This window comes from Sulfurimonas lacustris, assembly GCF_059705355.1.
Genome location: NZ_AP046125.1, coordinates 433979 through 457551, shown reverse-complemented (window position 1 = coordinate 457551; position 23573 = coordinate 433979). Strand labels below are relative to the sequence as shown.

The following is a 23573-nucleotide window of genomic DNA, read 5'->3' as shown; positions in this document are numbered from 1 at the left end:
TTTTACTGTTCCGCTTTCGTTGTAAACATGCTCATATCAAAATCAGGTTTTGTCTTTATGGTCTTAAAGTAAATCAAAACAGCTGAGATAATATTGAACTCTAATAGTACCATACTGATAATAAAGATAAGCGCAAAAAATCCCAAGAGCTCTACCATGAAAAACGAGAGAGTAAACCCAACAAGAGAGATACTAAAAAGAGCAAATTGCCATTTTGCCGCCTTTTTGTTTATCATATCATTCATCGTCGGAATGGACATATACCCTTTTGCATTGAGATGAAACCAGACTAAAAACGGGACTATTTTGTACAGCATACCCGACATAACAGAGAAGATGAAACCACCGCCTATCAAAACGGAAACCACTACACTATATTTCTCATCAAAAAAATCATTTGCCACCCATGTGAGTGCACCAAACACCATAAAAAGCGTTGCACTCTTCCAATACCAAATCGTAATATCACTTACTTTTCTACGTCTTGCATTGAGCTTTGACAAAGCCGCTAGGGCGAATATTATAAACAAAAGTGCGATTAAGGATTTTGCAACTACCGTGTACGAGGGAGCAAAGAGGTTCAAAACTAACCAAAGTGCCAAAGCAGCCCCAATCATAGGTGTGACAAATCTCTGAAATGAGGGTTCAAATCTTGGAGCGACATAAAACATAGGCAAGATGTGAAAAGCGACACCAATAATCAAAATACCAGCAAATCCAAAAATAGCCCAAACGCTATGGATATTGGCAAAAAGAGGGTGTAATGCACCAAACTTTCCAATCCCATGCGATGCCAAAAGATGCGCACCTAAAAGCGTAATCAAAAGGGCAAAAACAAGGCTTGTAATCATCGCTCTTATACTTGCATTAACATGAACAACTGTTCTGAATGCAAAAAGCATAGCAGTGATAAGAAGTAAAAATCCTCCTCCTAAAAGCAGTGATGCCACAAGAAGAAGCTTTGAGAGCTCAAACCATAATCCAAAAATCATTCCAAGCGTACCCATAACGAGAAGCGCGTAGGAGATTTTAGAGACTTTATCTACTCTTGCAATTTTCACCCCTGCTAACACTGGCAACATCTGCACAAGTGCGCCAAACATAACGAAGCTAAAAAAACCTATGGTAATGGCGTGAGTGATAGCGACTGTTTGAGGTGCAAAACGGCTTGAAAGTGTAGCCGCATCGCTAAAGAGGATGAAAAAGCCTGCTAGAAGTGCAAAAAGTGGTGCTGTTGCAAAAAACCTCAGCGGTGCAGTTATGGGCGGTGCTTGGTCAACCGATAGTCCGTCAAAATCCATATCCGCCTCCTCTGTCCTACTCGACTATCATTGAGCGCATCATATCTACAATGCGGTCTGCTTCGGCACTTAGGTGTTGTTGCGCCATAGTATAGAGCATCTGTTCCTCTTTCATATTGTGTTGCTGCATCAAAATCATAAGCGTTTCACTGTTGCCAAAAAATTTATCTTTATCTTTTGCCTCTATCGCCTTACCCATCTCTGCCAAAAGATTTCTCATTTGTGCATGCTCATGCCTCATGATGGCAGTAGGACCTTGCGTCATACCTGTTTTTTGCTCAAATTCCAAAAACATAACACGCTCTTCCATCTGAAAATGCCTCTCTGTTGCCTCAGCAAAAGCATCATACGCCTCTTTTGCGTTTTCTATTGATTGCGTAACAGCATCCTCCATCTTTGCAAAAAGCTCATCGCAACGACCATGATCCTCTGTTAAAAACCCTTTTATTGTGCTCATTTTTCCAATTACCTCAATTATTTAAATTTGGGTATTATAATTGCCGTTATCTTAATTTAAAGAGCTTTTTACTATAATGCGCGCTTTAATTCTTGTAGGATATATAATGAAAAACAAAAAACTCATCACGCTTGGTTTTGCCTCTGTTGCTGTCGCTCTTGCGCTTCTTTTTTCGACAAATCTTTTTGCTGCTACTGAAAAAAAAGAGCAAACTAAAGAGGCATCAAGACTTGAAGCATTGGCAAAATTCACAAAAGTTATCAGTATTGTTGAGCAGTATAATGTTGATAATGTAACCATTGAAGAGCTTATGGATAAGGCGCTGGAGGGTATGATGAGTAACCTTGATGCGCACTCCAACTATCTTTCACAAAAAGATTATAAAGATTTAAAAGTCCAAACAAATGGTGAGTTTGGCGGACTTGGGATTACAGTTGGTGTCAAAGATGGTGCGCTCACGGTTATTGCTCCCATCGAGGGAACTCCTGCTGACAAAGCTGGCATAAAAGCTGGTGATATCATCCTAAAAATCAATGAAAAATCTACACTTAGCATGACAATTGATGAGGCTGTCTCTATCATGAGAGGAAAAGTTGGCACAAAGATTGAGCTGACAATCGTTCGTGAGGGAGAGACAAAACCTCTTACTATCTCCATTACAAGAGCTATCATCACTATCGAATCAGTGTATGCAAAAACCATTGGAGACAACATCCAGTATATCCGTGTTACAAGTTTTGATAAAAAAGTCGTAAGTGACGTCTCTAAAGCAATCAAGCAAAAAAAGGCGACAACAAAGGGAATCGTTCTTGATTTGCGAAACAATCCGGGAGGACTTCTTGATCAAGCTGTTGGACTTGTAGATATATTTGTCGATAAGGGGGATATCGTCTCACAAAAAGGCAAAAACAAGGCAGATGATGAAGTCTATAGCGCAAAAGCAAGCAACACACTCACCGATATACCACTTGTAGTTCTCGTCAATGGCGGAAGTGCAAGTGCGAGTGAAATCGTTAGTGGCGCACTTCAAGACCATAAAAGAGCTGTCGTTGTTGGACAAAACACTTTTGGAAAAGGGAGTGTTCAAGTTGTTCTACCCATCACAGAAGAAGAGGCGATAAAGTTGACCGTGGCAAGATACTATCTTCCAAGCGGAAGAACGATTCAAGCCGTAGGCGTTAAGCCTGATATTGAAGTCTTTCCAGGTGAAGTCAAGACAAATAAAAATGAGTTTGCACTCAAAGAAGCGGACCTTAAAAAGCACCTAGAAGAGGAGCTCCAAAAAGTTGATGGTACAAAAGAGGAGAAGGAAGAGAAGGTTGATTCTAAGCATGTTATCTCAAACGAGACACTCAACAAAGATATCCAACTTAAAGTCGCGACTGATATTATCAAAGCATTAATCATTACAAAAGGAGTATAGTATGGAAAAAAGAGAGTTGATATACGAAGGAAAAGCAAAAAGACTTTTCACGACAGATGATGCAGATTTGCTAATCTCGGAGTTTAAAGATGATTTAACTGCGTTTAACGGAGAAAAAAAATCAAGTGAAGCCGGAAAAGGCGCGCTCAACAATAAAATCTCTACAGAGCTTTTTAAACTTTTAGCAGACAATGGCATACAATCGCATTTCATCAAGATGCTTGATGACAACCACATGCTCCATAAAAGAACAAATGTTATCCTTATCGAGGTTATCGTTCGCAACATCGCAACAGGAAGCTTAAGCAAAAATCTGGGAATTCAAGATGGAACAGTTCTTCCTTTCACGCTTGTTGAGTTTGACTACAAAAATGATGCACTCGGCGATCCAAAACTCAACGACCAACACGCACTTATCTTAGGACTTGTAAAATACCAAGATGAGCTTGATAAACTTCGCCGCATGGCAAGAGAGATAAATGATATCTTAAAACCATACTTTGCAACAAAAGGTCTCAATCTTGTTGACTTTAAACTTGAATTTGGTAAAGATAGCAGCGGAAATATTATCCTTATCGATGAAATCAGTCCTGACAACTGCCGTTTTTGGGATATGGTCAGCGGCGAAAAAATGGATAAAGACAGATTTCGTCAAGGTTTAGGCGGCTTGAAGATGGCTTATGAAGAAGTGTTAAACAGAATACTCAATAAATAAAGATAAGGATATAGTAATATGAAAGCAGTTGTAAATGTATTTTTAAAAGCGGGCGTTTTGGACTCTCAAGGAAAAGCGGTGCATCATGCACTTGAGTCTTTACACTTTAACAATGTTAGCAATGTTCGTGTCGGAAAGCAGATTATATTTAATCTTGATGAGAACAATGAGCAAAAAGCGATGGAAGATGTTACAAAAATGTGTGAAGAGCTTCTTGCAAATACAGTTATTGAAGACTACAAAATAGAGCTTGTCAAATGAAAGTAACAATTTTACAGTTTCCGGGCACGAACTGCGAGTACGATACAGAGCATGCTTTTAAATCGCTAGGTGCAAAAACAGAGATTTTATGGCATAAGTCCGAGACTGTACCAGCTGACACGGATTTACTTGTTGTTGCAGGCGGTTTTAGCTATGGCGACTACCTAAGAAGCGGTGCTATTGCAAAGTTTAGTCCTGTTATGCAAGCAGTGACAAAGTATGCAAACGATGGTGGAAAAGTTTTAGGTATCTGTAATGGTTTTCAAGTCCTTACAGAAGCTGGACTTCTCCCTGGCGCACTTAAGAGAAATGAGAGTCTGCATTTTCTCTCCAAGCACCACCACCTTCAAGTAGTAAGTAACGACAACGTTTTTCTAAAAGAGTTAAATAACGGTGACATACTCAATGTTCCTATCGCGCACCATGACGGAAACTACTACATCGATGCAGAGGGGTTAAAAGAGCTCTATGCAAATAACCAAGTTCTTCTGAAGTATTGCGGTGCACAGGGCGAAGAGAAAAATCCAAATGGAAGCGTTGATGCCATTGCGGGCGTTTGCAATAAAGAGAAAAATGTTTTTGGACTTATGCCGCACCCAGAGCGAGCAATGGAGAGACTACTTGGAAGCAATGACGGCGTAAAGATGCTTCAAGGATTTTTACAAGCGTGATTAAACTCCTCTTTATATGGCTTTTTTTCTCTATCTTAGCATTCGCAAATCCTAATGCTTTAGGAGATGCAACTGATGCTGATGTGCCTTATGAAGAGCCCATCGAAGAGGTATCTAAAGTTCTCTATCTCAACTTTGAAAACATCCCTCAAAGGGTGCTCAAAGGGGAAGTTTTTCCCATTACCATCAAAACACTTTGTGTTATTAAAGATTTCAAAGATATCCAATACAAGCTCTCAAATATGCAAGGGCTTAAGATGCTCAGCGATACTCCCACAAGAGTAAAAGATGCAAAATACTACTACGATACTTTTTATTTTATAGCAACCTCACAAAATGCTAAAATACCAGATTTTGAAGCTACACTGATTCATACACATAAGAAAAGCTACCAAAGCACCCAACTAAGTGGAGAGGCATTAAACGTTATCTCGCTCAACCCAAAAAATGATTTCTCCAATATCATTGCAAACTCTTTTGAGATAGTAGAGTACAAAACAACAAGCTACGATGCAACACACAATATTGTCGTTTTTGTTGCAACTGCACAAAATTGTGACATTTCAGTGCTTAAGCTTAACGGCGTTTATAAGCAAGGCATAGAGTCTATCACAAACTCCTTTACAGATGCAAAAATTACCTATTATGCAATTATTGATAAAAAAATCCAAACGCTCTCTTTCTCCTATTTTAATCTTGTAAAAAATAAATTTCTTTTTAGTAATATCCCAATTATTGTCAATGATGATAGTGTTACAACACAAAGTGATCTCAAACCAAAAGACCAATCCAATGAGATTATCAAGATGGGTGCTTCTGCAGTAGTTGCATTCATAGCATTTATTATTATTTTATGGAGAAGAAAGTATATTTACCTTGTTTTTATACTGCTTCCGCTTGCTTATATTCTCTCTATCGCTCTTCCATCAAAAGAGGTCTGCATCAAAGAAGGCTCGGCTATCTATCTGCTTCCTATGTCCAATGGAACGATTTTTGAACAAGCTCCACAAGAGTACCATCTCCAAAAAGAGGCGGAGGTCAAAGGATGGACAAAAGTCCAACTACAAGACCAAAAGATAGGCTGGGTAAAAAATGAAGATCTTTGCTCAAATTAGTTGGCTCTACGCGACTATAATTATCCTAGCGTCACTTGGCTTGATGATTGTTACATTTTATATTCTCCCAAAACCATACAGTAGAAAACTAGCCGCTTGGCTTATCCGACTTAGCACTTTTTTCTCTACAGAGGTAGTTGGCAAAGAGGATCCAGAAGCGCAAATCTTTTTGATGAACCATCAAAGCGATTTGGATATTGTTGTCATGGAGACGCTCTCTAAAAGAGACATCGCATGGGTTGCAAAAAAAGAGCTTTTTGATATCCCTTTTTTTGGTTTGGCACTTAAGCTTCCAAAAGATATCGCCGTGGAGAGAGAGAGCAAAACATCCCTTATCAAACTGCTTAAAGATACCAAAAAGGTTCTCGCCTCGCACAGAACAATTGCAATGTTTCCGGAGGGGACACGTTCTACCTCAGGAGTGATGCTGCCTTTTAAATCAGGTGCGAAAATGGTAGCTGATGCGAATGCTCTTCGTGTGCAGCCTGTCGTTTTGATAGAGACTGCAAAACACTACAATACCAAAAAATTTCTCTATAAACCAGGAAAAATCAAAGTTATCTTTCTGGACTCATTTGTAGCAGACAAAAACGATAGCCAGTGGTTGAGTAACTTAAGAATTAAAATGCAAAAGGTATATAATGATGAGTTGGCAAACCATCCTAGCCATAGGTAGCGGCGGTTTTATCGGAGCGGTGCTTCGTGCCTATCTAAATGGTATCATCTCTCACAGAATGCCCCATGACATCCCTTTTGGAACACTCAGTGTCAACCTTGGCGGCAGTTTTGTGATGGGCGTACTTATAGCCTACTTTATGCACACAACCTTTTTTTCGCTCCATGTAAAATCTTTTCTCACAACCGGCATCTTGGGCGGACTCACCACCTACTCTACCTTTGCAATTGAGAGTTTTTTACTCCTCAACAGCGGACAAATTGCTCTAGCTCTTGCGAACATCTCTCTAAACGCTTTTGGCTCTGTTTTGATGGCAGGAAGCGGTTTTTACTTAGTAAAACTCTTTTTCAAATCATAATAATCTCATCCGCACACCACTTTGCCAAATCCAAATCGTGCGTGATAAGTAGCATCCCTATGTCGCCCAAATGGCGCACAAGCATCTGCATTACATCAAGTTGAATAACATTGTCAAGTGCAGAGGTTGGTTCATCAAGCAGTAGAAGTTCTGGCTTCATAAGCATAGCACGCAAGATGGAGGCACGCTGGAGCTGTCCGCCTGAGAGTTCATGGGGGAGTTTCAATAGCAGCTCACGCTCAAGTTTGACGCTTGTGAGATAAAACTCTAAATCATCAAGATTTGCTACATCTCTTATCTGATTTAAAAGTGTGTAGCTTGGATGAAAAGAGCTGTATGGGTCTTGAAAAACCTCAGAGCAACCAGAGTGTTTAATCTCTCCATTTAAAGGTTTTAAGTTGCCGAGGATGAGCTCAAAAATAGTGCTCTTCCCTGCTCCGCTCTCGCCTACTATCGCTTTTATCTCCCCTTTTTTGAGTAAAAAAGAGAGATTTTCAAAAAGCAGAGACTCTTTTTTATACCCAAAGGAGAGATTTTTTACCTCTAAAACCATAACTATTTAGTTCTTTTGTGCCGGATAAAACTTTTCAAGTTCTTCATAAAGTTTTGCCGGTGCGATATCGCTGTTTTGCTCCAAAACTCTTTGCATGACCACATTATCCTCTTCGCCACCCCAAACCTTTATGTAAGAGCCGTCTTTGTATCCATGGTCTTGTCTGAACTGGTTGAGGATGTTTTTGCCTACATAGAGCTTATAAAGTGTCTCAAGGTCAAGTCCGCTCATTACAACCAAATCAAAGAAATCATTAACCAATTTTTCTAAATGAAACTCTTTTTTTAGGAGCGACTCTAGCATGATAGCTTCGATTTTTTCCATAATCTCATTTTCATTTGCAAAGAGACCATTTTTGGCAAGAATCTTCTCAAAACTCTCAACAGCAGCAATGGCAGACGCGATTGCACCGATGCCGCCTTGTGCATTTTGCGCATCTTGTTCTATAGCCAAACTCATGATAAAGTGCCAAACATCGACAACTTCTATCTGCAGGTTTGCCCAATCTGCCTCTTTATCGATATTTTTCCAGTGTTTCCAAGAAAAGCTGTCTATCATCTCAGCGCATTCCATATATATGCAACGCTTCCAGTTGATAACTTTATTATTTTTTGTAATCCCACTTGTCCATTTTTCGCCGTTTGTAGCCTCGTTCAAGTCGGCTTGTAGTTGCAACATAAGTGCTATTTTTTCCATTTTTTACCTATTAAAATTTTTCTCTATTGTACCGAATATGCTAAAATAGCGCACTTAAATTGAGAGCCGTATGAAAAGAATTAACTGTAGAAAATGTGAATACTATTTTGTTACATGGGAAGCCACTCGACCTCATGGGTGCAAGGCGTATGGGTTTAAGTCGCCGCAGATTCCATCAATGGTAGTGTTTCAAAGTAGCGGGAGCGAATGTACTCTTTTTAAAGAGAAGCATTCGTCCAAATAATCTTTTTGCCAAAACCCAAAGTATTGTCCGTTAGCTTGAAGTACTCCACTTTTATCTGCCAAAGTTTTGGGTTCATAGCAAGCGCATAGGGAAACTTTTTAAGGTAGAGCTTTTTTAACTCACCATCCTCTAAAGGGAAAAATTCACCTCTAAACTGAACTCCCTCTATCTTACCGACTATTTTTGTCTCCAAAACAACTGTTCCTGCAACTTTTTTGTTTTGCAAGATATGCTTTATATGCGTCGTATCGTCGCTGCTCGCTACAACAAACGAGATTTTTTGGGCATCAAACACATAAAAAAGATTGCAAGCACTCAACCCCTCTTTATCTGTCGTGGCAAGTGTCAAGACATGATGCTTTTGCAAAAAAGTATCTATTTTTTGAAGATTACTTTGCATTGAAACCTTTAAAAAGATGTTTTTCCAAATCCTCTACACTATGCATCTCTCTTTTGTCAAGCATAAGCAGTGCAGTATCGTCATTTTGCATTGTTTCAAACATCTCTTTTGGTGATGTCATCTTATAATGGCTTTTTAAAAAATCAAGCAGGACTTCAAAATTGTCGCCCTTTTTCTCACTATACTGCTTAAAAAATTTAAAATCATTCCAGTTAATCTCTATCACTTTTTTTCCTATAATTTTGCAATGCGTTATGCAGTTTTTCTATAACTTGCGACATTTTAGCAGACGACACTGCAAAATTCAACCTCATAAATCCGCTCCCCTCTCTGCCAAAACTCACTCCCGCACTAAGTCCAAGCCCCGCTTCATGTACGAAAAACTCTCTAAGCTCTCTATCCTTTAAGCCCATACCACGGCAATCAAGCCAGCAGAGGTAAGTTCCCTCTATGGGAGTGAGTTTTATAAGTTTACCAAATCCATCACAAAGCCCTCTTAACATCTCATAGTTGTTATAGAGATGTTTTTTTAGCTCACCTAGCCACTCTTCTCCATTCCTATAAGCTGCCTCAAATGCCACGTGAGAAAGAGAGCTGCCAAAGGCAAAATGGCTAAGGTCATACACTTTTTTAAACCTCTCTCTTAACTCTCCATTTTGCACGGCAACACTGCTTATGGCAAATCCAGCCATATTGAATGTTTTTCCCACTCCTATGGCGGTTATGGTTATATCTCTTGCTTTGTCATTTAGCGATGCAAAGGGAATATGTATATTTGGAGCATAAACCAAATCGGAGTGAATTTCATCACTAAAAACTACGATATTGTACGCTAAACATAGCTCTAAAATCTCTTCTAGCTCCTCTCTTAGCCAAACTCGCCCGACGGGATTATGAGGGGAGCAAAGAAGCAGAAGTTTTGTTTTAGCGTCTATCTTTGATTTTAGGTCTTCTATATCAAAAGTGTAGCTTCCATCCTCTTTTTGTCTAAGGGGATTTTTTAAAAGCTCTCTGCCGTGGTCTAATATACTATGAAAAAACGGCGGATAAACAGGTGTTTGGACGATAATTTTATCGCCTATCTCGCTAAATGCCTCTATGGCAACGCTCATACTTGCCACAACGGAGTGAGAGTAAAACATATCGCCCACTTCAAACTCTATACTGTGCATCTTTTTCATCCATTCACACTGAGCTTCAAATGCACTCTTTGGCATCTCCTCATAACCCATAACGGGATGCTCTAAGCGTTTTTTTACCGCCTCTAGCACAAAATCGGGAGTGTCGATATCCATATCTGCCACCCAAAGAGGCATAACGGCATCGCTTCCAAAGAGCTTTTTTCTCATGGTATATTTCTCTGCGTTTGTGTTTTCACGACTAGCAGAGGTTGAGAAGTCGTAACTCACCTTTTTCTCCACACGCTTACCTCTGCTACGCTATGCTGAAACTTTCTAGCCGTCTCTTTTATGACAAACTCTAAATCCTGTAGATGTATAAGCTCAAACTCATCGCCCAAAATCTCTTTTAGTGTATCAATCGTTTTTACCTCTTTGCCGCTCTTATCTTTATATCCGCCAAGCCAAAACTCTTTTTTGGTTGAACTCTCTTGCCATGTATATGGAGAAGTTAGTATCAAAACGCCATCATGATTGAGTCTCTCATGAATGCTCTCTAAAAATAGCTTTGGGTTGTAGAGTCTGTCTATGAGGTTTGTTGCCATTACCAAATCGTAAGAGGTAAAATTTGGTTTGAGGTTGCATGCGTCGCCTTGCCAAAATGAGACCCTCTCTCTCACGCCTTCATAGCCAAGCTCCTTTATGGTTACCTTTTTCTTCTCTGCCAAATCGCCCTCTGTTTTTGAAGCATAGGCAACATAGCCCTCATTTTTGAGTTTTACGCCCACCCCGATAAATCTTGCCGAAAAGTCAACTCCCTCTACTTTCTCAAAACTCTTTGCAAGTTCAAAACTCGCTCTTCCTGTTGCACATCCTAAATCAAGGGCTTTTGTATGGTTTTTGGCAAATTTTGAGGCTATATTTGCGCACTCTATGGCAAAGTTTTTCACTCCAAAATGAGTATCGCCGTATTGAAATGCACAGTACTGCGCAACTGTCGCATCATCTTCGTAAAAATCTTTTTGCTCTTGCGTTTTGCCTGAGGAGATGACATAGCGAAACCCTGCGTTTTGGTAGAAGTGTCTGCGAAATGCGTAACGGGAGTGTTTCATGATAAGGTTGCCGCTGCTTGCCCATGAAGAGCCTAAAATAAGCGCATGTTTGTCGTCGAATGTAGGTGTAGAAAAATCATCATACGCTTCATGAACCTCAAAGCCCTCAAAACCAAAAATCGGCGTTCTGCTCCACTGCCAGACATTTCCCACGACATCATAGATGCCGTTAAACCCGAATTCATTGACGGGGCATGAGCTAAAATAGTGGTAAAAGTTCAAGTTTGCTCTGCTCTCATGAAACTCCGGAATGTCCTGCAAACCCGCATATTCATAAACAACTCTATACTCCGCTTCGCTTGGCAGTGTGTAAGTCACACCATCTTTTTGGCTTTTGTAGCGGCAAAACGCCTCCGCTTCAAGTGCATTTACATCAACTGCCCAGTCAAGTGGCATATCAATAACTTTGCAAAGCGTTCTGTATCTGTACGTACCATCTTCATAGACCCAAAACGGCGGATGTTTTGCACCGCTGATGGCTAAAAATTTCTGCCCCTCATCATCCCAAAACGCTCTGTTTTCATACCCTCCATCTTTGACAAACTCCATAAACTCAGCGTTGCTTACAAGATATTTTGCAACCAAAAAGTTCTCTACATCCTCTTCGTATCTGCCGTACTCATTATCCCAGCCATAAAGATGGTGTGACCTCTCTTTACCCAAAACAACCCTGCCGCCCTGCATCTCTACCATCTCATTTTTTGGTGCGATGGTGCTGTGGGGACAAAGCGTAAACTCTGCCACCTCTTGCACGAACTCCAGTGGCATTTGGCGGTGCAGTACAAGCGAAGTCTCTATGTGAATGCGCTCATGCTCGATTCCCATCAAAACTATCCACATAGGCGAATCCTGCGTGATTGGCAGTGTCAAAGGAAGCTCCATGATAAGGCTATCGACCAACTCTCTTACCTTTGCTCTATACTCTCTAACCTCCTGCACTCTTGGCCACTGATAGTGTGCGCCCTCCATATCGTCCCACTCCATCTCATCCACACCCACGGCAAAAATAGACTCAAAATCGGGGTTGATTCGCTGTGAGATAATCTTCATAAGCACAAGTTTATTGATAAAAAAAGTAGCGGTATGTCCAAAATAAAATATCATCGGATGGCGTGTCGGCTCTGACTTTTTGTAAAAAACCTCTTCACCCTTTAACATCTCAAAAATCTTCTCAAAAAGCGAAAAAGTATTATGAAAATAGGCTCTAATCTCTTTACGTTTTGCCTCAATGTCTGTGCCATCAAGTGTCGGCGGGTAAAAACTCAATCTACTCAAAATGAATCCTTTTAAATTTTGATTTTACCAGAGATTTTAATTTCTACTTAGCGAACGATTCTGCAGCGGAAGGGTCACAACAAGCGAAGCGGTTGTGGGGTACCCCCGCGGGGCCTTAGTGAGTTAAGTAGAAATTAAAATCTCTGGTAAATCTGGATATAATTTTTCTATGAAATTTTATTATAGTCAAAAATTATCTCACTTTCCTAACCTTTTGCATGCTTTTAGCACAAAAGAGAGCGGCAATTTGGCTTTTCATGTCGGGGATGACCCTCAAATAGTCGAAAAAAATCATGAACTCCTCAGCAATGACCTCGGTTATGACAAAGAAAAACTTGTTTATATGAAGCAGATTCACTCCGATTTGGTTTATGTTGTTGCCGATGAAGATTTTAGCAGACCGCCGACTTGTGATGCACTTATAACCAACAAAACAGGAACTCCTCTTATGGTTATGGTAGCGGATTGCTCCCCTATACTCTTTTACGACACTGTACACAAAGTGATTGCTGTAGCTCATGCAGGAAGAGCGGGGGCGTTTAAAAACATAGTTAAAAATGTTATTGATTCATTTAGAAATTTTCAAAGCAATCCAAGAGATATAGTTGCGGTTGTCGGTGCAAATATAGGTGTGTGCTGCTATGAGGTGGGCGAAGAGATTTTTCAAGAGGCAAAAGAGCTGGGCTTAGAGTATGCGGTTGCAAAAAAAGGCTCAAGATTTTATCTCGATATCAATAAAATAGTAAAAAATCAGCTTCTTGCGTGTGGACTTGATGAAAAAAATATAGAGTTTTTAGATGAATGCAGCTGTTGTAATACTCATAAGCTCTACTCCTATAGAGCAGAGCAAAAAACAGGGAGATTTGCAGGGATTATTATGTTGGGGTAGAGGCTACTCTCTACCTCTATCATCCCCTTTTCTATCGCCGCCTCGGTCTCTGCCGTTACCTCTCTCTTCTTTAAAGTGTTGTCTATCCATTTTTTCTTGAAATTTTTCTCTCTCTTTTCTTCTCTCTTTCTCTTTTTCAAACCTTTTTTCTACCACTTTTTCTCGTTCTCTCTCTATCTCGTGTCTTCTATCCCGGCGTTCATCTCTGTCGCGATAATAGTGACTTCCTCTTTGTCTGCGCTCGATGACCTCATCAGGGCTGATACCGTGATAACGTGAGAGAAAACGGACATTGACTAGCTCTTTAATCTCTCTATCACTTAGTCTATGTTTATTGCTAGTGTACCCGTAAGCTCTTCCATACGGAGGACCATAATGGTTATACGTCTCCACAACATAAAGATTACGAGGATTTAACCCAAGACCCAAACTGATGTCCCACCAACTCTTTCCCCTGAGACGCAAATCAGTGATAAACTTTATATCTCTTCTTGATTCTCTTGCCAAAAAGTATGCGATATTTACCTCATCTCGCGGAATACGTCTCTCGACTACATAAATCTCCTCTCTTGGAGCGTTGTAGTGATTTCCTATGGAAAAGTAAAATCCATCCACATCATCGTCTCTGCCTGAAACACCAATATCAAAATCAAATGCATATGCAGATGTCATAAAAAACAATAACATAGCGCCAATCACTCTCTTCATTTTCGCCTCACTTTTATAAAATTATTCTCATTATAACAAACTCGCATTCATTTTGAGTGCAAGTTGCTGTGGTAAAAGTCCGAGTGACTCTTCTACATCTTTTGTTTTTCCATGTGTTATAAATGCATCGCCATACTCAAAGCTTGTAACATCTACACCAAAAATTTTCTCATCCGATAAAAACTCCAAAAGTGCGCTTCCAACACCGCCCATTTTTGAACTATCGCTAAAAACAAACCACTTTTTATGTTTTTGTGCCATCTCTCTTAGCATCTCTTTGTCAAGCGGTTTGACAAAACGCAAATCTAAGATACTAACCTCAAAATCAAGGCACTTTGCCGTCTCATACGCTCGTCCAACACCATTTCCATACCCGATAAAGAGGATATCGCTACTATTTGAGCGCAAAAGCTGTGACTTAGCGAGTGCAAAAGGGAGCGATTCTGGCAAATCGGTATGCGTAAATGACCCTCGTGGATAGCGCAACGAACAAGGGTAAGCATACCCCGCCGCAAATGCCATCGCCTGATGAAAACTCTTCTCATCACGTGGAGCAAAAAGCGTCATATTTGGGATGGCTCTTAAAAAACTGATATCAAAAACACCTTGATGTGTCTCTCCGTCCTCTCCGACTATTCCCGCACGGTCAAGCGCAAAAACAACAGGAAGGTTCATAAGACAGGTATCGTGAATGATTTGGTCATAACCCCGCTGTAAAAATGTGGAGTAGATGGTACAAAACGGCTTAAAACCCTCTTTGGCAAGTGCTGCCATAGAAGTGACCGCATGCTGCTCTGCAATCGCCACGTCCCAAAATCTTGTCGGATAAAGCTCCATAAGTTCGCTAAGCCCCGTTCCGCTTGGCATAGCAGCCGTTACTCCGACAATTTTGTCGTTGTGTTTTGCCAAATGCAAAAGCGCTTCAGTATAGATTTGCGTTGCGCTCTTTTGTTCACTTTTTTTAGAAGATGCGCCACTGTTAAGATCAAATGGTCCAACCCCGTGCCACTTCTCCTCTTTGCCCTCTGCTATCTCATAGCCCTTACCCTTAAGTGTTTGGACATGAACTAAAACAGGTTTGCCCAGCTCCTTTGCCTTTTGCAAAATCTCTATCAAAGAGGCGAGATTATGCCCATCAACAGGACCGATATAGTCGATCCCCATCTCTTCAAACATGATTCCAGGTGTAATGAGCTTGATAGACTCCTCCATCCTTTTTGCGATATAGCGTGCGCTCTCTCCAAAGTTATCTACAAAATTTTCAGTATGTTTTTTAAAACTCTGATAAAAAGGAGACGCCATAGCAGAACTAAGCATTCTGCTTATCGCCCCGATAGGCTTGGCGATGCTCATCTCATTATCGTTAAGGATGATAACCATCGGGTATTTTCTCTCACCCAACTCATTGAGTGCTTCATACACCATCCCCGCCGTCATGGAGCCATCCCCAATCATCACAACAGGCACCCTCTCGCTCTGCTCTCCTTTGAGTGCGATAGCCTTTGCAGCACCAACACCTAAAGAAATCGAAGTAGAACTATGCCCTGCCACAAAGTAGTCATCTTCGCTCTCGCTTGGTTTTGTGTAACCTGACATACCACCAAATTGTCTGAGTGTATCAAAAGCGTCCCATCTACCAGTTAAGAGCTTATGCGCGTAGGCTTGATGGGAAACATCAAAGATAAAAGGGTCTTTTTTTGAGTTAAAAACCTCATGCATCGCAACGATAATCTCTGTTGCCCCAAGCGTAGAGCTAAGATGTCCGCCATTTTTACTTACAACTCTTAGTATCTCTTCTCGTATCTCTTTACAAATTTTTTCTAACTCTTTTATTCTGTTTTGTTTTATGTTCATAAATTCTATCTACTCACTTAATGCTGCTCTTTTGACACGTTCAAATCTTTTTGCTATCTGCGCATCTATATTTCCTGCTTCGCTCATGGCTATAACGCCTCCTAAACTTACAGCACCATCAGAGACAATCTCCACATGCGCTAATGTACCAAGTGCTTGAGAGATAGCGCCGTGATCATTTGGACTTACCCTAAGAACAATTTTTGAAGCACTTTGAAGCTCTTTGATAAGCTCTTGCGCTAAGAGTGTGGCAACTTTATGAGAATTTTCACTAAGCTCCACTTTGATGACCTCTTTAGAGATATCCAGCGCTGCACCTACAAGCTCCTCTTTGATACGCTCTAGCGCTGCTTCAAAGAGGGCTGCACTCTTATCAAGCTTCCCAATCGACGCACTGTATTGGAGAATTGCTTCAGATATTTTTTTCTCCTCTTCCTTAAGAGCCCTCTCTTTGCCACTCTCCGCCCCAGCTGCAAAGGACTCCTCTTTAACTTTTTTGAGTTCCTCTTTATGCTCTTCACTCATACTCTCAAGTTTCATCTGGAGCTTGATAAAGTTAGATGACATCTCGTCTGTTTTGTTGAGTAGTGACTCAATGAGAGAGTCTTTAGAACTTTGACTCATCGCGCTTGAGTCCACCTCACGCTCTTTAAAAGGTGGTTTTGTTTCTGTAAAATCTTCTTTTGGAGCAAATGAAGTTGCAACAAATGCATCATCTGTCTCTTCTCCAAGGTTCAATACTTTAAAATTGTATCTGTCAACTTTATGCTGACTTCTCCCCTCATTGCTGATAATATTTGCCATACTATCCTACCATCTCTTCAGAGGAGCTTCCAAGCTGAATCGTTCCTACTTCTGCTAGAGAGTTGACAACTTCAACAATTTTTCTTTGTGCGCCCTCAACTTCTTTCATCTTCACAGCACCCATAAACTGCATCTCTTCCTCAAATGCCTCTTTAGCTCTCTCACTCATAGCACCAAAGAACTTCTGCTTGAGATCCTCAGGTGCACTTTTGAGCGCTAGCATCAAGTCTGGCTTCTCAATAGCTTTAAGTATCTCAGTAATTGCAGTTTTGTCAAGTTTTGCAATATCTTCAAAAGTAAACATCATCTCTTTGATGAGGTTAGACATCTCCTCATCTCTCTCTTCAATCTTCGCAAGCGTCTCTTTAGAAGCTTTTGCACCAAGGCGGTTGAAGATATCTGCAACAGCGCGCGGTCCACCCACTTCGACTTTATACGAAGCAAGAGATTCAAGTTTAGACTCTAGGACTGCTGAGACTCTTTTGATAACAGACGGCGAGATATCGCCAAGTTTTGCCATTCTCATAGAGACCTCGCTTCGCAAATCATCCGGAAAATACTGGAGCGTATCTGCAGCTTCTGAAGGATCCATATGCGCCAAAATAAGTGCAATCGTCTGAGGATGTTCGTTAATGATAAAGTCAGAGAGCTGCTGCGGTTTGATTTTTGAGAGATAAGAGAAGTTTTGTGTCTCTTGCATGCTCTTTGAGAGTTTTTCTAAAATCTTTTTCGCCTCTTCGGGTCCTAAAGTTCTATAAAGAAGCTCTCGTGCATACTCCAAACCACCGGCCGTAATAAACTGACCAGATTGAAAAATAGCATAGAACTCCTCTAGGATTGCAGTTGCAACAGCTTTTTCAACACTTTTGTTTGTAGCAATGTGCTTTGAAACCTCAGTAATTGCTTCAACATTCATATTGGTAAATACAGCGGCTGTTACATCTTCACCTAATTGCATAAGCAAAATAGCAACTTTTTGCCCCATGCTCATCTCATCAAATTTAGCCTGCTGCGTGGGAGTTAAATTCATATGCTTCTCCTTTTTCTACTGTTGTGTCTGCTCTTCTGTAAGGAGTGCTTGAAGGACAAGCGCCATTGCCTCTGGAGACTCATCCGCCATCCCTTTTATTTTCTCAAGCAACACTTCATATTTGAGCTCATCTTCGCTATATGCATCTCCAACGCCCAGTTGCTCTTCCACCTTCTTGCGCATTGACTGAACTTTTTCTACCAAGTCTTCATCTTCATCATTCTCGATAGATAAAATCGGTTTCCCAAGATCATCCTCGTCTTTGGATATCTCAAGCATTCTCTGTGCAAATGGAGCAATAGCTTTTTTGTAAAGGACAAAGAGTAAAATAAGTACAAACAGATACTTAAAGAGTTCAGAAAATGGCGCCAGATATGTTTGAGAAAATGCGATAACCTCATTGACTTTGGCTTTTGAAGGGTCAACATCAGCTCTTTTAAACTGCAAGTTTTGCACACTAATCTGATCTCCCCTTGCTTCACTGATACCAATAGAGCGACTTACCAAAGCGTTAAGTGCTTCCAAATCACTCTCGGAGAGCGGTTCATACTCCATCTCGCTTGTTGGTTTTCCATCCGCATCTGTTTTGTATTTGTACTTTCCATCAACTACAACTGCAGCCGTAATTCTTTTAATACGTGCAAACTCACTCTTTGTCGTAGAGACGGTTTTACCTACCTCGTAATTCGTTGTGCCCGTGTTTTTTTCATACTTTTCCGTACTCTTGTTATTTGCAAGTCCCTCTACCGGTCCGATATTGCTTACAGTTCCGGGAACACCGCCTACCTCTTGAGGTGCAGAGCCATCTCTTTTTTCTTCACTAATCTGCTCGCTTCTGACTACATTTTCTGGGTCAAACGTCTCCGAAGTAGAGCTTTGGATAGAAAAATCATACTCTACACTCACCTGTGCAACGACTTTTTGTTCGCCACCAACAAAAGGAGAGACAACTTCAACAATCTTTTTTTGTCTCTTTTTTTCCTCTTTTGTTTTGTAGTTTTGCTGCACTACGGAGAGTTCACTCATTTGCGCCATCTCATCATCATCACCGAGCGTTTCACCATCACTATCGATAAGCATCACATTGGGTGGCGTGAGATTTGGTACTGCAGCAGCAACAAGATTTTTAATTCCCCGAATCTGCTTAGATGTCAGTTTTGCGCTATCCACAAGCCTGACCATAACAGAAGCCGTAGGCGGACTCTGTTTTTCAACAAAAAGGGTCTCTTTTGGGAGTGCTAGGCTGACACTCGCGCTCTCGATAGGAGCAAGAGCATTGATAGTTCTTGAGAGTTCCCCTTCAAGCGCGCGGAGATATTTTACATTTTGGTCAAAACTTGTTGCGCCAAACTCTTGCTTATCAAAAAGCTCAAACCCAACGCCGCTGTTTTTTGGAATCCCAAGCGATGCAATGGCAATACGCTCTTTATAGACCACATTTTTAGGAACTTTGATGATATTGTTATCATGGATTTCATAAGGAATTTTATCTTTTTCTAACTGCTCAACAACTTTTGCAGCATCTTCTGCGCTAAGAGAGTCAAAAAGCACTTCATATTTGCTTGCACTTTCATTTTTTGCTGTAAAAACAACTAAAAAAAGGATAAATGCAACAATACCAACAACCGCAGAACCTATGATAAATTTTTGTTGCTTTGTGAGCTTATCATAGAGAACAACGAGTTGCGAAAAAAGTACCTTAAAATCCATCAACGTTCCATTTTATGATTGTAACAATATTTTAAACAGTTCAAAAAAGCGGCTATTTTGCTCATGTGTGCCAACCGTTACTCTGATGGCATTTTTCTGATAGCTGCTCAAATCTCTCACTATCATCCCTTTTTGTAGTAGCGCTGTTGCTATTTTTGAGGAATTGAACCTAGAATCAAAGCAAAAAGTGACAAAATTTGTATAACTGTTTATTATATCGATTTTTTGCTCTTTTGCAAACTCTTCATAGCGTTTCATCTGCTCTAAATTAAGCGCAACACTCTTTTGCACAAACTCTTCATCACTGAGTGCTACCGTTGCGGCTTCAAGTGAGAGTGTCGTGATGTTAAACGGAGGTCTAAGCTTAGAGAGTTCTTTGATGACTTTTGCATCTGCCACGCCATAACCTACTCTCATACCGCCAAGTCCGTACGCTTTTGAGAATGTGCCAAGATAGATGACATTGCTATGTTTTTGGATAAGTTCTTTGACGTTTATGCCTTTTTTAGCATCTTTGTAAAGCGCATACTCCATGTACGCCGCATCCACAACCACAAGGGTGTCGTTATCTATCTTTGCCAAAAAGTCATAAATCTTTTGAGCATCCAGTGCATCTCCCGTCGGGTTGTTTGGAGTACAGATAAAGATGATTTCAGGTTTTTCTTCTAAGTAGAGTTTGTAAAACTCATCCATGTTATGCTCTTGCGAAGAGGTGCGAATCACCTGCGCACCTACATGTTTGGAGTAAATCTCATACATCGCAAACGTGATGGAGTTCATGAGTATCTTTGAGCCGGCATGTGCTTTTGCATGAATCAAAAATTCTATAACCTGATCGCTCCCCGAACCGATGATGACATTTTGGCTCTCAACGCTATATCTTGCGGCAAGTGAAGCTTTGAGGTTAATCATCGAATCATCAGGATAGAGTGCCATTTTGGACAAAATAGCCCCCACTGCATCAACCACTTTTGGCGAACATCCGCAAGGATTTTCATTGGACGCAAGCTTTATGATATCTTTTGGCTCTATGCCATACTCTCGCACTACCAGCTCTATGGGCTTTCCAGCCTCATACGTTTTTATATCTTCTAAATGTTTATTGAACTTCAATCTCGTCTCCTTTTACGTAACTTCCTAGCCAAGTTACCTCTCCTGTATGTTTTTGTAACACTTTTTGAAACCTCTCATCATCGACATGCCCATAAAAATCTATAAAGAACCAGTAGTCAAATCCGCCTTTATCTTTGGATGGGCGAGACTCTATTTTTGATAGATTTATGCTCTCTTTATCAAAATCTTGCAAAAAGTGAACAAGTGAGCCTGCTTTGACAGCGTCTTTGAGACGTACCAAAATAGAAGTTTTGTCATCCTCGCTCGGTGCATTTTTGAAGTCGCTTAAGATGACAAACCTTGTCTGCGAACCAATGTTGTCCTCTACATGGTCAAACATAGTCGGCACACCGTAAAGCTTTGCTGCGATGTGACTGCAAATCGCTGCGGCACTCGGGTCTTTAGAGGCAAGAATTGCCGCTTTTGCCGTGGACTCTACGGGGATAAGTTCAACGCCGGAGAGATTATGTTCTTGCAAAAACTCTCTGCACTGCCCAAAACCCTTGTCTCTTGAATAAATCTTTGTGATATCAGCTATCTTTCTTGCCTTGCTGACAAAAGACATATGGATAGGCATATAGAGTTCCGCTACGATTTTTACAGAGCTGTTTGCAAGCAAATCTAGCGTTTCGCCAACGATACCGTCTCTTGAGTTTTCAATCGGCACTACACCGAATTTTGCTCTTTTAGCTTCAAGCTCTTTAAAAACAGCAGGAATGGAGTGCATAGCAAGATAGTCACTCATCGCTCCAAAACGGCTCTCTGCAGCTTGATGTGTAAAACTTCCCTCAGGTCCAAGATAGGCTATGCGCTCAGGGAGTTCGAGGTTTCTTGAAACTGCAAAAACCTCCAAAAATATCGCTTCAATAGCACCCCCATTTAAAAGCCCCTCTTCACTACTGCTCTTTTGAGTCAAACGCTGAATAATTGCCTTTTCCCTCTCAGGTCTGTAAATGGCAGTATCACTGCTTTTTTTAATCTCTCCGACACGCTTGACTACCTGCATTCTCTTATTGAGAAGTTCTAAAACTTCATCATCAATCAAATCTATCGCAGTGCGACACTCTTCTAATGTATTCATAACTGCTCCAAAATCTCTTGCATATCCGCAAAAACATAATCAGGTCTAAGATGCGGCTCTAAAAAAGGGACTATCTCATCTGCACTTTTATATTTGCCGCTTGTGACAAAAACAGTTTTCATCCCCATCTCTTTTGCGCCGCCAAGGTCACCTTTGACATCGTCGCTTATAATGGTAATGTCACTAAATTTTGCATCAGGATTTTGTTTTTGAAGCATAAGAAGTGCCTCATCATAAAAAGCCACACTCGGCTTGCCTACAACCTCATAAGAGCAAGACGTTGCAAAAGAGAGCATCTTCAAAATCGCTCCAACCCCTGGGTAACGCTTAGAGTTTTTTGCATAGATGGAGGTCTCATGCATCCCGACAAGCGAAGCACCGCCGAGTAAAAAATCGATGATTTGCGCAAATTCATCTGATGTAAAGTTCTCCTTGATGGAGATAAGCACTGTTTTTGGGTTTTTATAGTCAAGCACATAGCCCATTTTTCTCAAAACTTCCAAAAATTCATCTGCCCCGTAAGCAGCAACCGCCTCTTTTGAGACACGAGATTCTAGCAGCATCAAAGGGTCAAGATAGTGCGAAAAATCAAAATCAAATCCCAAAGAGCAGAGAAAATTATAAAACTCGCTAGAGGCTTTTTTTGTGCTGTTTGTCAAAACCATATAGGGGATTTTTTTGGCATTTAGTGCATTGATAAACTCTATGCTTCCACGGATAGGAGATTTGTCGCTATCGCTGATAAGTGTACCTTGAACATCAATAAAATACATCTTAGTTATCCAAATACTCTTTTTCTAAAGCAATCAAATCCTCAAACTCTTCTCGTCTGCGGATAAGCTTTGCTTTGCCATCACTTATGGCAACCTCTGCACTTCTGCCCCTTGTGTTATAGTTGCTTCCCATTCCAAACCCATATGCCCCGGCGCTGTGAATCAAGAGCAAATCGTTATGCTCTAAAATCGGAAGCGGATAGTTTTTCGCAAAAAAGTCCCCACTCTCACAAACTGGACCCACTACGTCTGCTTCACTTAGCTCTGTTTGGCTCTGAGTAAGTGCTTCGATTCTATGGTATGCTTTGTAGAGGCTTGGACGTAAAAGGTCATTCATAGCACCATCAACCACAACAAATCTCTTTGAGCCGTTTTTCTTCTCGTAAAGGACTTTTGTCAAAAAGTAGCCCGCATTTGCCGTTAGAAATCTCCCTGGTTCACAAACGATAGTCAAATCAAGCCCTTTAAGTGCAGCCAAAATAGCCTGCGCATAATCATAAGGTTTGATAGTCTCCTCATCCCTGTAGCACACACCCAGACCGCCGCCGATATCAAAGAATTTTAGCTCTATTTTGATACTTTGAAGCGAACGCACCAAATCAGCAACGATAACGGCAGACTCATAGATAGGGTCTAGCTCTGTAAGTTGTGAACCGATATGAAAATGAATCCCAACGGGGTCAAGATTTTCGGAGTTGTTGGCACGGATATACATCCTCTTTGCCGCATCTATCTCAACGCCAAATTTGTTATCATGAAGCCCTGTTGAGATATATGGGTGTGTTTTTGGGTCGATGTTGGGGTTAACTCTGATGCTGATTCTGCACTGCACGCCAAGCTCTTTTGCGATAAGATCTACACGTCCAAGCTCTGCTTCACTCTCTACGTTGATGTAGAGGATGTCACGCTCTATCGCTTCACGTATCTCATCATCACTTTTTCCAACCCCTGAGAAGATAATCTTATAGTTTGGAACTCCAGCCAAAAATGCACGGCGCACCTCGCCTATGGAGACACAATCAGCACCGCTTCCAAGGTCTGCAAAGTTTTTGATAACACTAAGGTTTGAGTTTGATTTTATGGCAAACGCCAAAAGTGATTTTCTGCCCTTAAATGCGCTCTTTAGTTCCTCGTATTGTGCTCTCATAGCGTCTAAATCATAAATGTAAAGTGGTGTTTTGTAGGTAGATGCAAGTTCTTTAAAATTTATCATAAAAATCCTAAATATTTTTTGAT

General features: G+C 40.8%; 25 protein-coding genes. 8 read left to right on the top strand and 17 right to left on the bottom strand.

Annotated elements, in window-relative coordinates; translation table 11 throughout:
- Positions 1–2: 2 nt before the first annotated feature.
- Both AC6H4V_RS02530 and AC6H4V_RS02525 read right to left on the bottom strand, forming a co-directional pair.
- Positions 3–1301 (bottom strand): hypothetical protein, encoded by a 1299-nt coding sequence (locus AC6H4V_RS02530; RefSeq protein ID WP_497607343.1) that lies wholly within the window; start codon positions 1299–1301, stop codon positions 3–5.
- Between the two features lie 16 nt (positions 1302–1317).
- Positions 1318–1758 (bottom strand): hemerythrin domain-containing protein, encoded by a 441-nt coding sequence (locus AC6H4V_RS02525; protein ID WP_497607342.1) that lies wholly within the window; start codon positions 1756–1758, stop codon positions 1318–1320.
- 106 nt (positions 1759–1864) lie between these two features.
- Here AC6H4V_RS02525 and AC6H4V_RS02520 point away from each other — a divergent pair, with 106 nt between their 5' ends.
- Genes AC6H4V_RS02520 through crcB form a run of 7 tightly spaced genes read left to right on the top strand, consistent with a single transcriptional unit; the run spans position 1865 to position 6977 of the window.
- Positions 1865–3181, top strand: a complete 1317-nt coding sequence (locus tag AC6H4V_RS02520; RefSeq protein ID WP_428729753.1) for a S41 family peptidase — start codon at positions 1865–1867, stop codon at positions 3179–3181.
- Between the two features lies 1 nt (position 3182).
- The gene (purC, locus tag AC6H4V_RS02515) at positions 3183–3896 is read left to right on the top strand and encodes a phosphoribosylaminoimidazolesuccinocarboxamide synthase (protein ID WP_428729754.1); all 714 of its coding nucleotides are present in this window, start codon (positions 3183–3185) and stop codon (positions 3894–3896) included.
- Between the two features lie 18 nt (positions 3897–3914).
- A complete protein-coding gene (gene purS, locus AC6H4V_RS02510; protein WP_497607341.1) occupies positions 3915–4157 on the top strand; it encodes a phosphoribosylformylglycinamidine synthase subunit PurS in 243 nt (80 codons plus the stop codon).
- Positions 4154–4828 (top strand): phosphoribosylformylglycinamidine synthase subunit PurQ, encoded by a 675-nt coding sequence (gene purQ, locus AC6H4V_RS02505; protein WP_497607340.1) that lies wholly within the window; start codon positions 4154–4156, stop codon positions 4826–4828. The genes purS and purQ overlap by 4 nt, the downstream gene beginning before the upstream one ends.
- A complete protein-coding gene (locus AC6H4V_RS02500; protein WP_497607339.1) occupies positions 4825–5943 on the top strand; it encodes a hypothetical protein in 1119 nt (372 codons plus the stop codon). The genes purQ and AC6H4V_RS02500 overlap by 4 nt, the downstream gene beginning before the upstream one ends.
- A complete protein-coding gene (locus tag AC6H4V_RS02495; protein ID WP_497607338.1) occupies positions 5921–6619 on the top strand; it encodes a lysophospholipid acyltransferase family protein in 699 nt (232 codons plus the stop codon). The genes AC6H4V_RS02500 and AC6H4V_RS02495 overlap by 23 nt, the downstream gene beginning before the upstream one ends.
- On the top strand, positions 6588–6977 hold the full coding sequence (gene crcB / locus AC6H4V_RS02490; protein ID WP_497607901.1) for a fluoride efflux transporter CrcB: 390 nt from the start codon (positions 6588–6590) through the stop codon (positions 6975–6977). The genes AC6H4V_RS02495 and crcB overlap by 32 nt, the downstream gene beginning before the upstream one ends.
- Here crcB and AC6H4V_RS02485 read toward each other — a convergent pair.
- From AC6H4V_RS02485 to ovoA, 6 genes are all read right to left on the bottom strand, one after another.
- Positions 6967–7536 (bottom strand): ATP-binding cassette domain-containing protein, encoded by a 570-nt coding sequence (locus tag AC6H4V_RS02485; protein ID WP_497607900.1) that lies wholly within the window; start codon positions 7534–7536, stop codon positions 6967–6969. The two genes, crcB and AC6H4V_RS02485, sit on opposite strands and share 11 nt — an antisense overlap.
- Positions 7537–8226, bottom strand: a complete 690-nt coding sequence (locus AC6H4V_RS02480; RefSeq protein ID WP_497607337.1) for a dUTP diphosphatase — start codon at positions 8224–8226, stop codon at positions 7537–7539. It abuts the gene before it with no gap.
- Positions 8227–8444: 218 nt separating this feature from the next.
- Positions 8445–8870: a pyridoxamine 5'-phosphate oxidase family protein gene (locus AC6H4V_RS02475; RefSeq protein WP_497607336.1), complete on the bottom strand. Its 426-nt coding sequence runs from the start codon at positions 8868–8870 to the stop codon at positions 8445–8447.
- A complete protein-coding gene (locus AC6H4V_RS02470) occupies positions 8860–9096 on the bottom strand; it encodes a hypothetical protein (protein WP_497607335.1) in 237 nt (78 codons plus the stop codon). The genes AC6H4V_RS02475 and AC6H4V_RS02470 overlap by 11 nt, the downstream gene beginning before the upstream one ends.
- Positions 9083–10291 carry a PatB family C-S lyase gene (locus tag AC6H4V_RS02465; protein ID WP_497607334.1) on the bottom strand — a complete coding sequence of 403 codons (1209 nt, stop codon included), beginning with the start codon at positions 10289–10291 and terminating at the stop codon, positions 9083–9085. The genes AC6H4V_RS02470 and AC6H4V_RS02465 overlap by 14 nt, the downstream gene beginning before the upstream one ends.
- Positions 10276–12375, bottom strand: coding sequence for a 5-histidylcysteine sulfoxide synthase (ovoA, locus tag AC6H4V_RS02460; RefSeq protein ID WP_497607333.1), 2100 nt, complete (start codon positions 12373–12375; stop codon positions 10276–10278). Before ovoA ends, AC6H4V_RS02465 begins: the two co-directional genes overlap by 16 nt.
- Before the next feature lie 169 nt (positions 12376–12544).
- On the opposite strand from ovoA, the gene pgeF reads away from it, so the two are divergent.
- Positions 12545–13264, top strand: coding sequence for a peptidoglycan editing factor PgeF (pgeF, locus tag AC6H4V_RS02455; RefSeq protein WP_497607332.1), 720 nt, complete (start codon positions 12545–12547; stop codon positions 13262–13264).
- Positions 13265–13267: 3 nt separating this feature from the next.
- Here the strand turns inward: pgeF and AC6H4V_RS02450 are convergent, their stop codons facing one another.
- From AC6H4V_RS02450 to lysA, 9 genes are read right to left on the bottom strand one after another with little or no spacing between them, the layout of a single operon-like run.
- Positions 13268–13972, bottom strand: a complete 705-nt coding sequence (locus tag AC6H4V_RS02450; protein ID WP_497607331.1) for a hypothetical protein — start codon at positions 13970–13972, stop codon at positions 13268–13270.
- 30 nt (positions 13973–14002) lie between these two features.
- A complete protein-coding gene (dxs, locus tag AC6H4V_RS02445; protein WP_497607330.1) occupies positions 14003–15826 on the bottom strand; it encodes a 1-deoxy-D-xylulose-5-phosphate synthase in 1824 nt (607 codons plus the stop codon).
- Positions 15827–15835: 9 nt separating this feature from the next.
- Positions 15836–16630 carry a flagellar assembly protein FliH gene (fliH, locus tag AC6H4V_RS02440; RefSeq protein WP_497607329.1) on the bottom strand — a complete coding sequence of 265 codons (795 nt, stop codon included), beginning with the start codon at positions 16628–16630 and terminating at the stop codon, positions 15836–15838.
- 1 nt (position 16631) lies between these two features.
- Positions 16632–17660 (bottom strand): flagellar motor switch protein FliG, encoded by a 1029-nt coding sequence (fliG, locus tag AC6H4V_RS02435; RefSeq protein WP_428729774.1) that lies wholly within the window; start codon positions 17658–17660, stop codon positions 16632–16634.
- A 15-nt stretch (positions 17661–17675) separates the two neighbouring features.
- Positions 17676–19370: a flagellar basal-body MS-ring/collar protein FliF gene (gene fliF / locus AC6H4V_RS02430; RefSeq protein WP_497607328.1), complete on the bottom strand. Its 1695-nt coding sequence runs from the start codon at positions 19368–19370 to the stop codon at positions 17676–17678.
- Positions 19371–19382: 12 nt separating this feature from the next.
- Positions 19383–20483: a histidinol-phosphate transaminase gene (gene hisC / locus AC6H4V_RS02425; protein ID WP_497607327.1), complete on the bottom strand. Its 1101-nt coding sequence runs from the start codon at positions 20481–20483 to the stop codon at positions 19383–19385.
- Positions 20470–21564: a prephenate dehydratase gene (gene pheA, locus AC6H4V_RS02420; protein ID WP_497607326.1), complete on the bottom strand. Its 1095-nt coding sequence runs from the start codon at positions 21562–21564 to the stop codon at positions 20470–20472. Before pheA ends, hisC begins: the two co-directional genes overlap by 14 nt.
- Positions 21561–22337: an HAD-IIA family hydrolase gene (locus tag AC6H4V_RS02415; RefSeq protein WP_497607325.1), complete on the bottom strand. Its 777-nt coding sequence runs from the start codon at positions 22335–22337 to the stop codon at positions 21561–21563. The genes pheA and AC6H4V_RS02415 overlap by 4 nt, the downstream gene beginning before the upstream one ends.
- A 1-nt stretch (position 22338) precedes the next feature.
- Positions 22339–23565, bottom strand: coding sequence for a diaminopimelate decarboxylase (lysA, locus tag AC6H4V_RS02410; RefSeq protein WP_497607899.1), 1227 nt, complete (start codon positions 23563–23565; stop codon positions 22339–22341).
- Positions 23566–23573 lie beyond the last annotated feature (8 nt).

Excerpts from the sequence above, each read along its gene's own strand:
- AC6H4V_RS02480 (WP_497607337.1), bottom strand. The coding sequence starts at position 8,226 with ATGGAAAAAATAGCACTTATGTTGCAACTACAAGCCGACTTGAACGAG.
- AC6H4V_RS02525 (WP_497607342.1), bottom strand. The coding sequence starts at position 1,758 with ATGAGCACAATAAAAGGGTTTTTAACAGAGGATCATGGTCGTTGCGAT.
- fliF (WP_497607328.1), bottom strand. The coding sequence starts at position 19,370 with ATGGATTTTAAGGTACTTTTTTCGCAACTCGTTGTTCTCTATGATAAG.
- pheA (WP_497607326.1), bottom strand. The coding sequence starts at position 21,564 with ATGAATACATTAGAAGAGTGTCGCACTGCGATAGATTTGATTGATGAT.
- dxs (WP_497607330.1), bottom strand. The coding sequence starts at position 15,826 with ATGAACATAAAACAAAACAGAATAAAAGAGTTAGAAAAAATTTGTAAA.
- AC6H4V_RS02520 (WP_428729753.1), top strand. The coding sequence starts at position 1,865 with ATGAAAAACAAAAAACTCATCACGCTTGGTTTTGCCTCTGTTGCTGTC.
- crcB (WP_497607901.1), top strand. The coding sequence starts at position 6,588 with ATGAGTTGGCAAACCATCCTAGCCATAGGTAGCGGCGGTTTTATCGGA.
- pgeF (WP_497607332.1), top strand. The coding sequence starts at position 12,545 with ATGAAATTTTATTATAGTCAAAAATTATCTCACTTTCCTAACCTTTTG.
- AC6H4V_RS02495 (WP_497607338.1), top strand. The coding sequence starts at position 5,921 with ATGAAGATCTTTGCTCAAATTAGTTGGCTCTACGCGACTATAATTATC.
- AC6H4V_RS02450 (WP_497607331.1), bottom strand. The coding sequence starts at position 13,972 with ATGAAGAGAGTGATTGGCGCTATGTTATTGTTTTTTATGACATCTGCA.
- AC6H4V_RS02475 (WP_497607336.1), bottom strand. The coding sequence starts at position 8,870 with ATGCAAAGTAATCTTCAAAAAATAGATACTTTTTTGCAAAAGCATCAT.
- purQ (WP_497607340.1), top strand. The coding sequence starts at position 4,154 with ATGAAAGTAACAATTTTACAGTTTCCGGGCACGAACTGCGAGTACGAT.
- AC6H4V_RS02415 (WP_497607325.1), bottom strand. The coding sequence starts at position 22,337 with ATGTATTTTATTGATGTTCAAGGTACACTTATCAGCGATAGCGACAAA.
- purC (WP_428729754.1), top strand. The coding sequence starts at position 3,183 with ATGGAAAAAAGAGAGTTGATATACGAAGGAAAAGCAAAAAGACTTTTC.
- fliG (WP_428729774.1), bottom strand. The coding sequence starts at position 17,660 with ATGAATTTAACTCCCACGCAGCAGGCTAAATTTGATGAGATGAGCATG.
- purS (WP_497607341.1), top strand. The coding sequence starts at position 3,915 with ATGAAAGCAGTTGTAAATGTATTTTTAAAAGCGGGCGTTTTGGACTCT.
- fliH (WP_497607329.1), bottom strand. The coding sequence starts at position 16,630 with ATGGCAAATATTATCAGCAATGAGGGGAGAAGTCAGCATAAAGTTGAC.
- AC6H4V_RS02530 (WP_497607343.1), bottom strand. The coding sequence starts at position 1,301 with ATGGATTTTGACGGACTATCGGTTGACCAAGCACCGCCCATAACTGCA.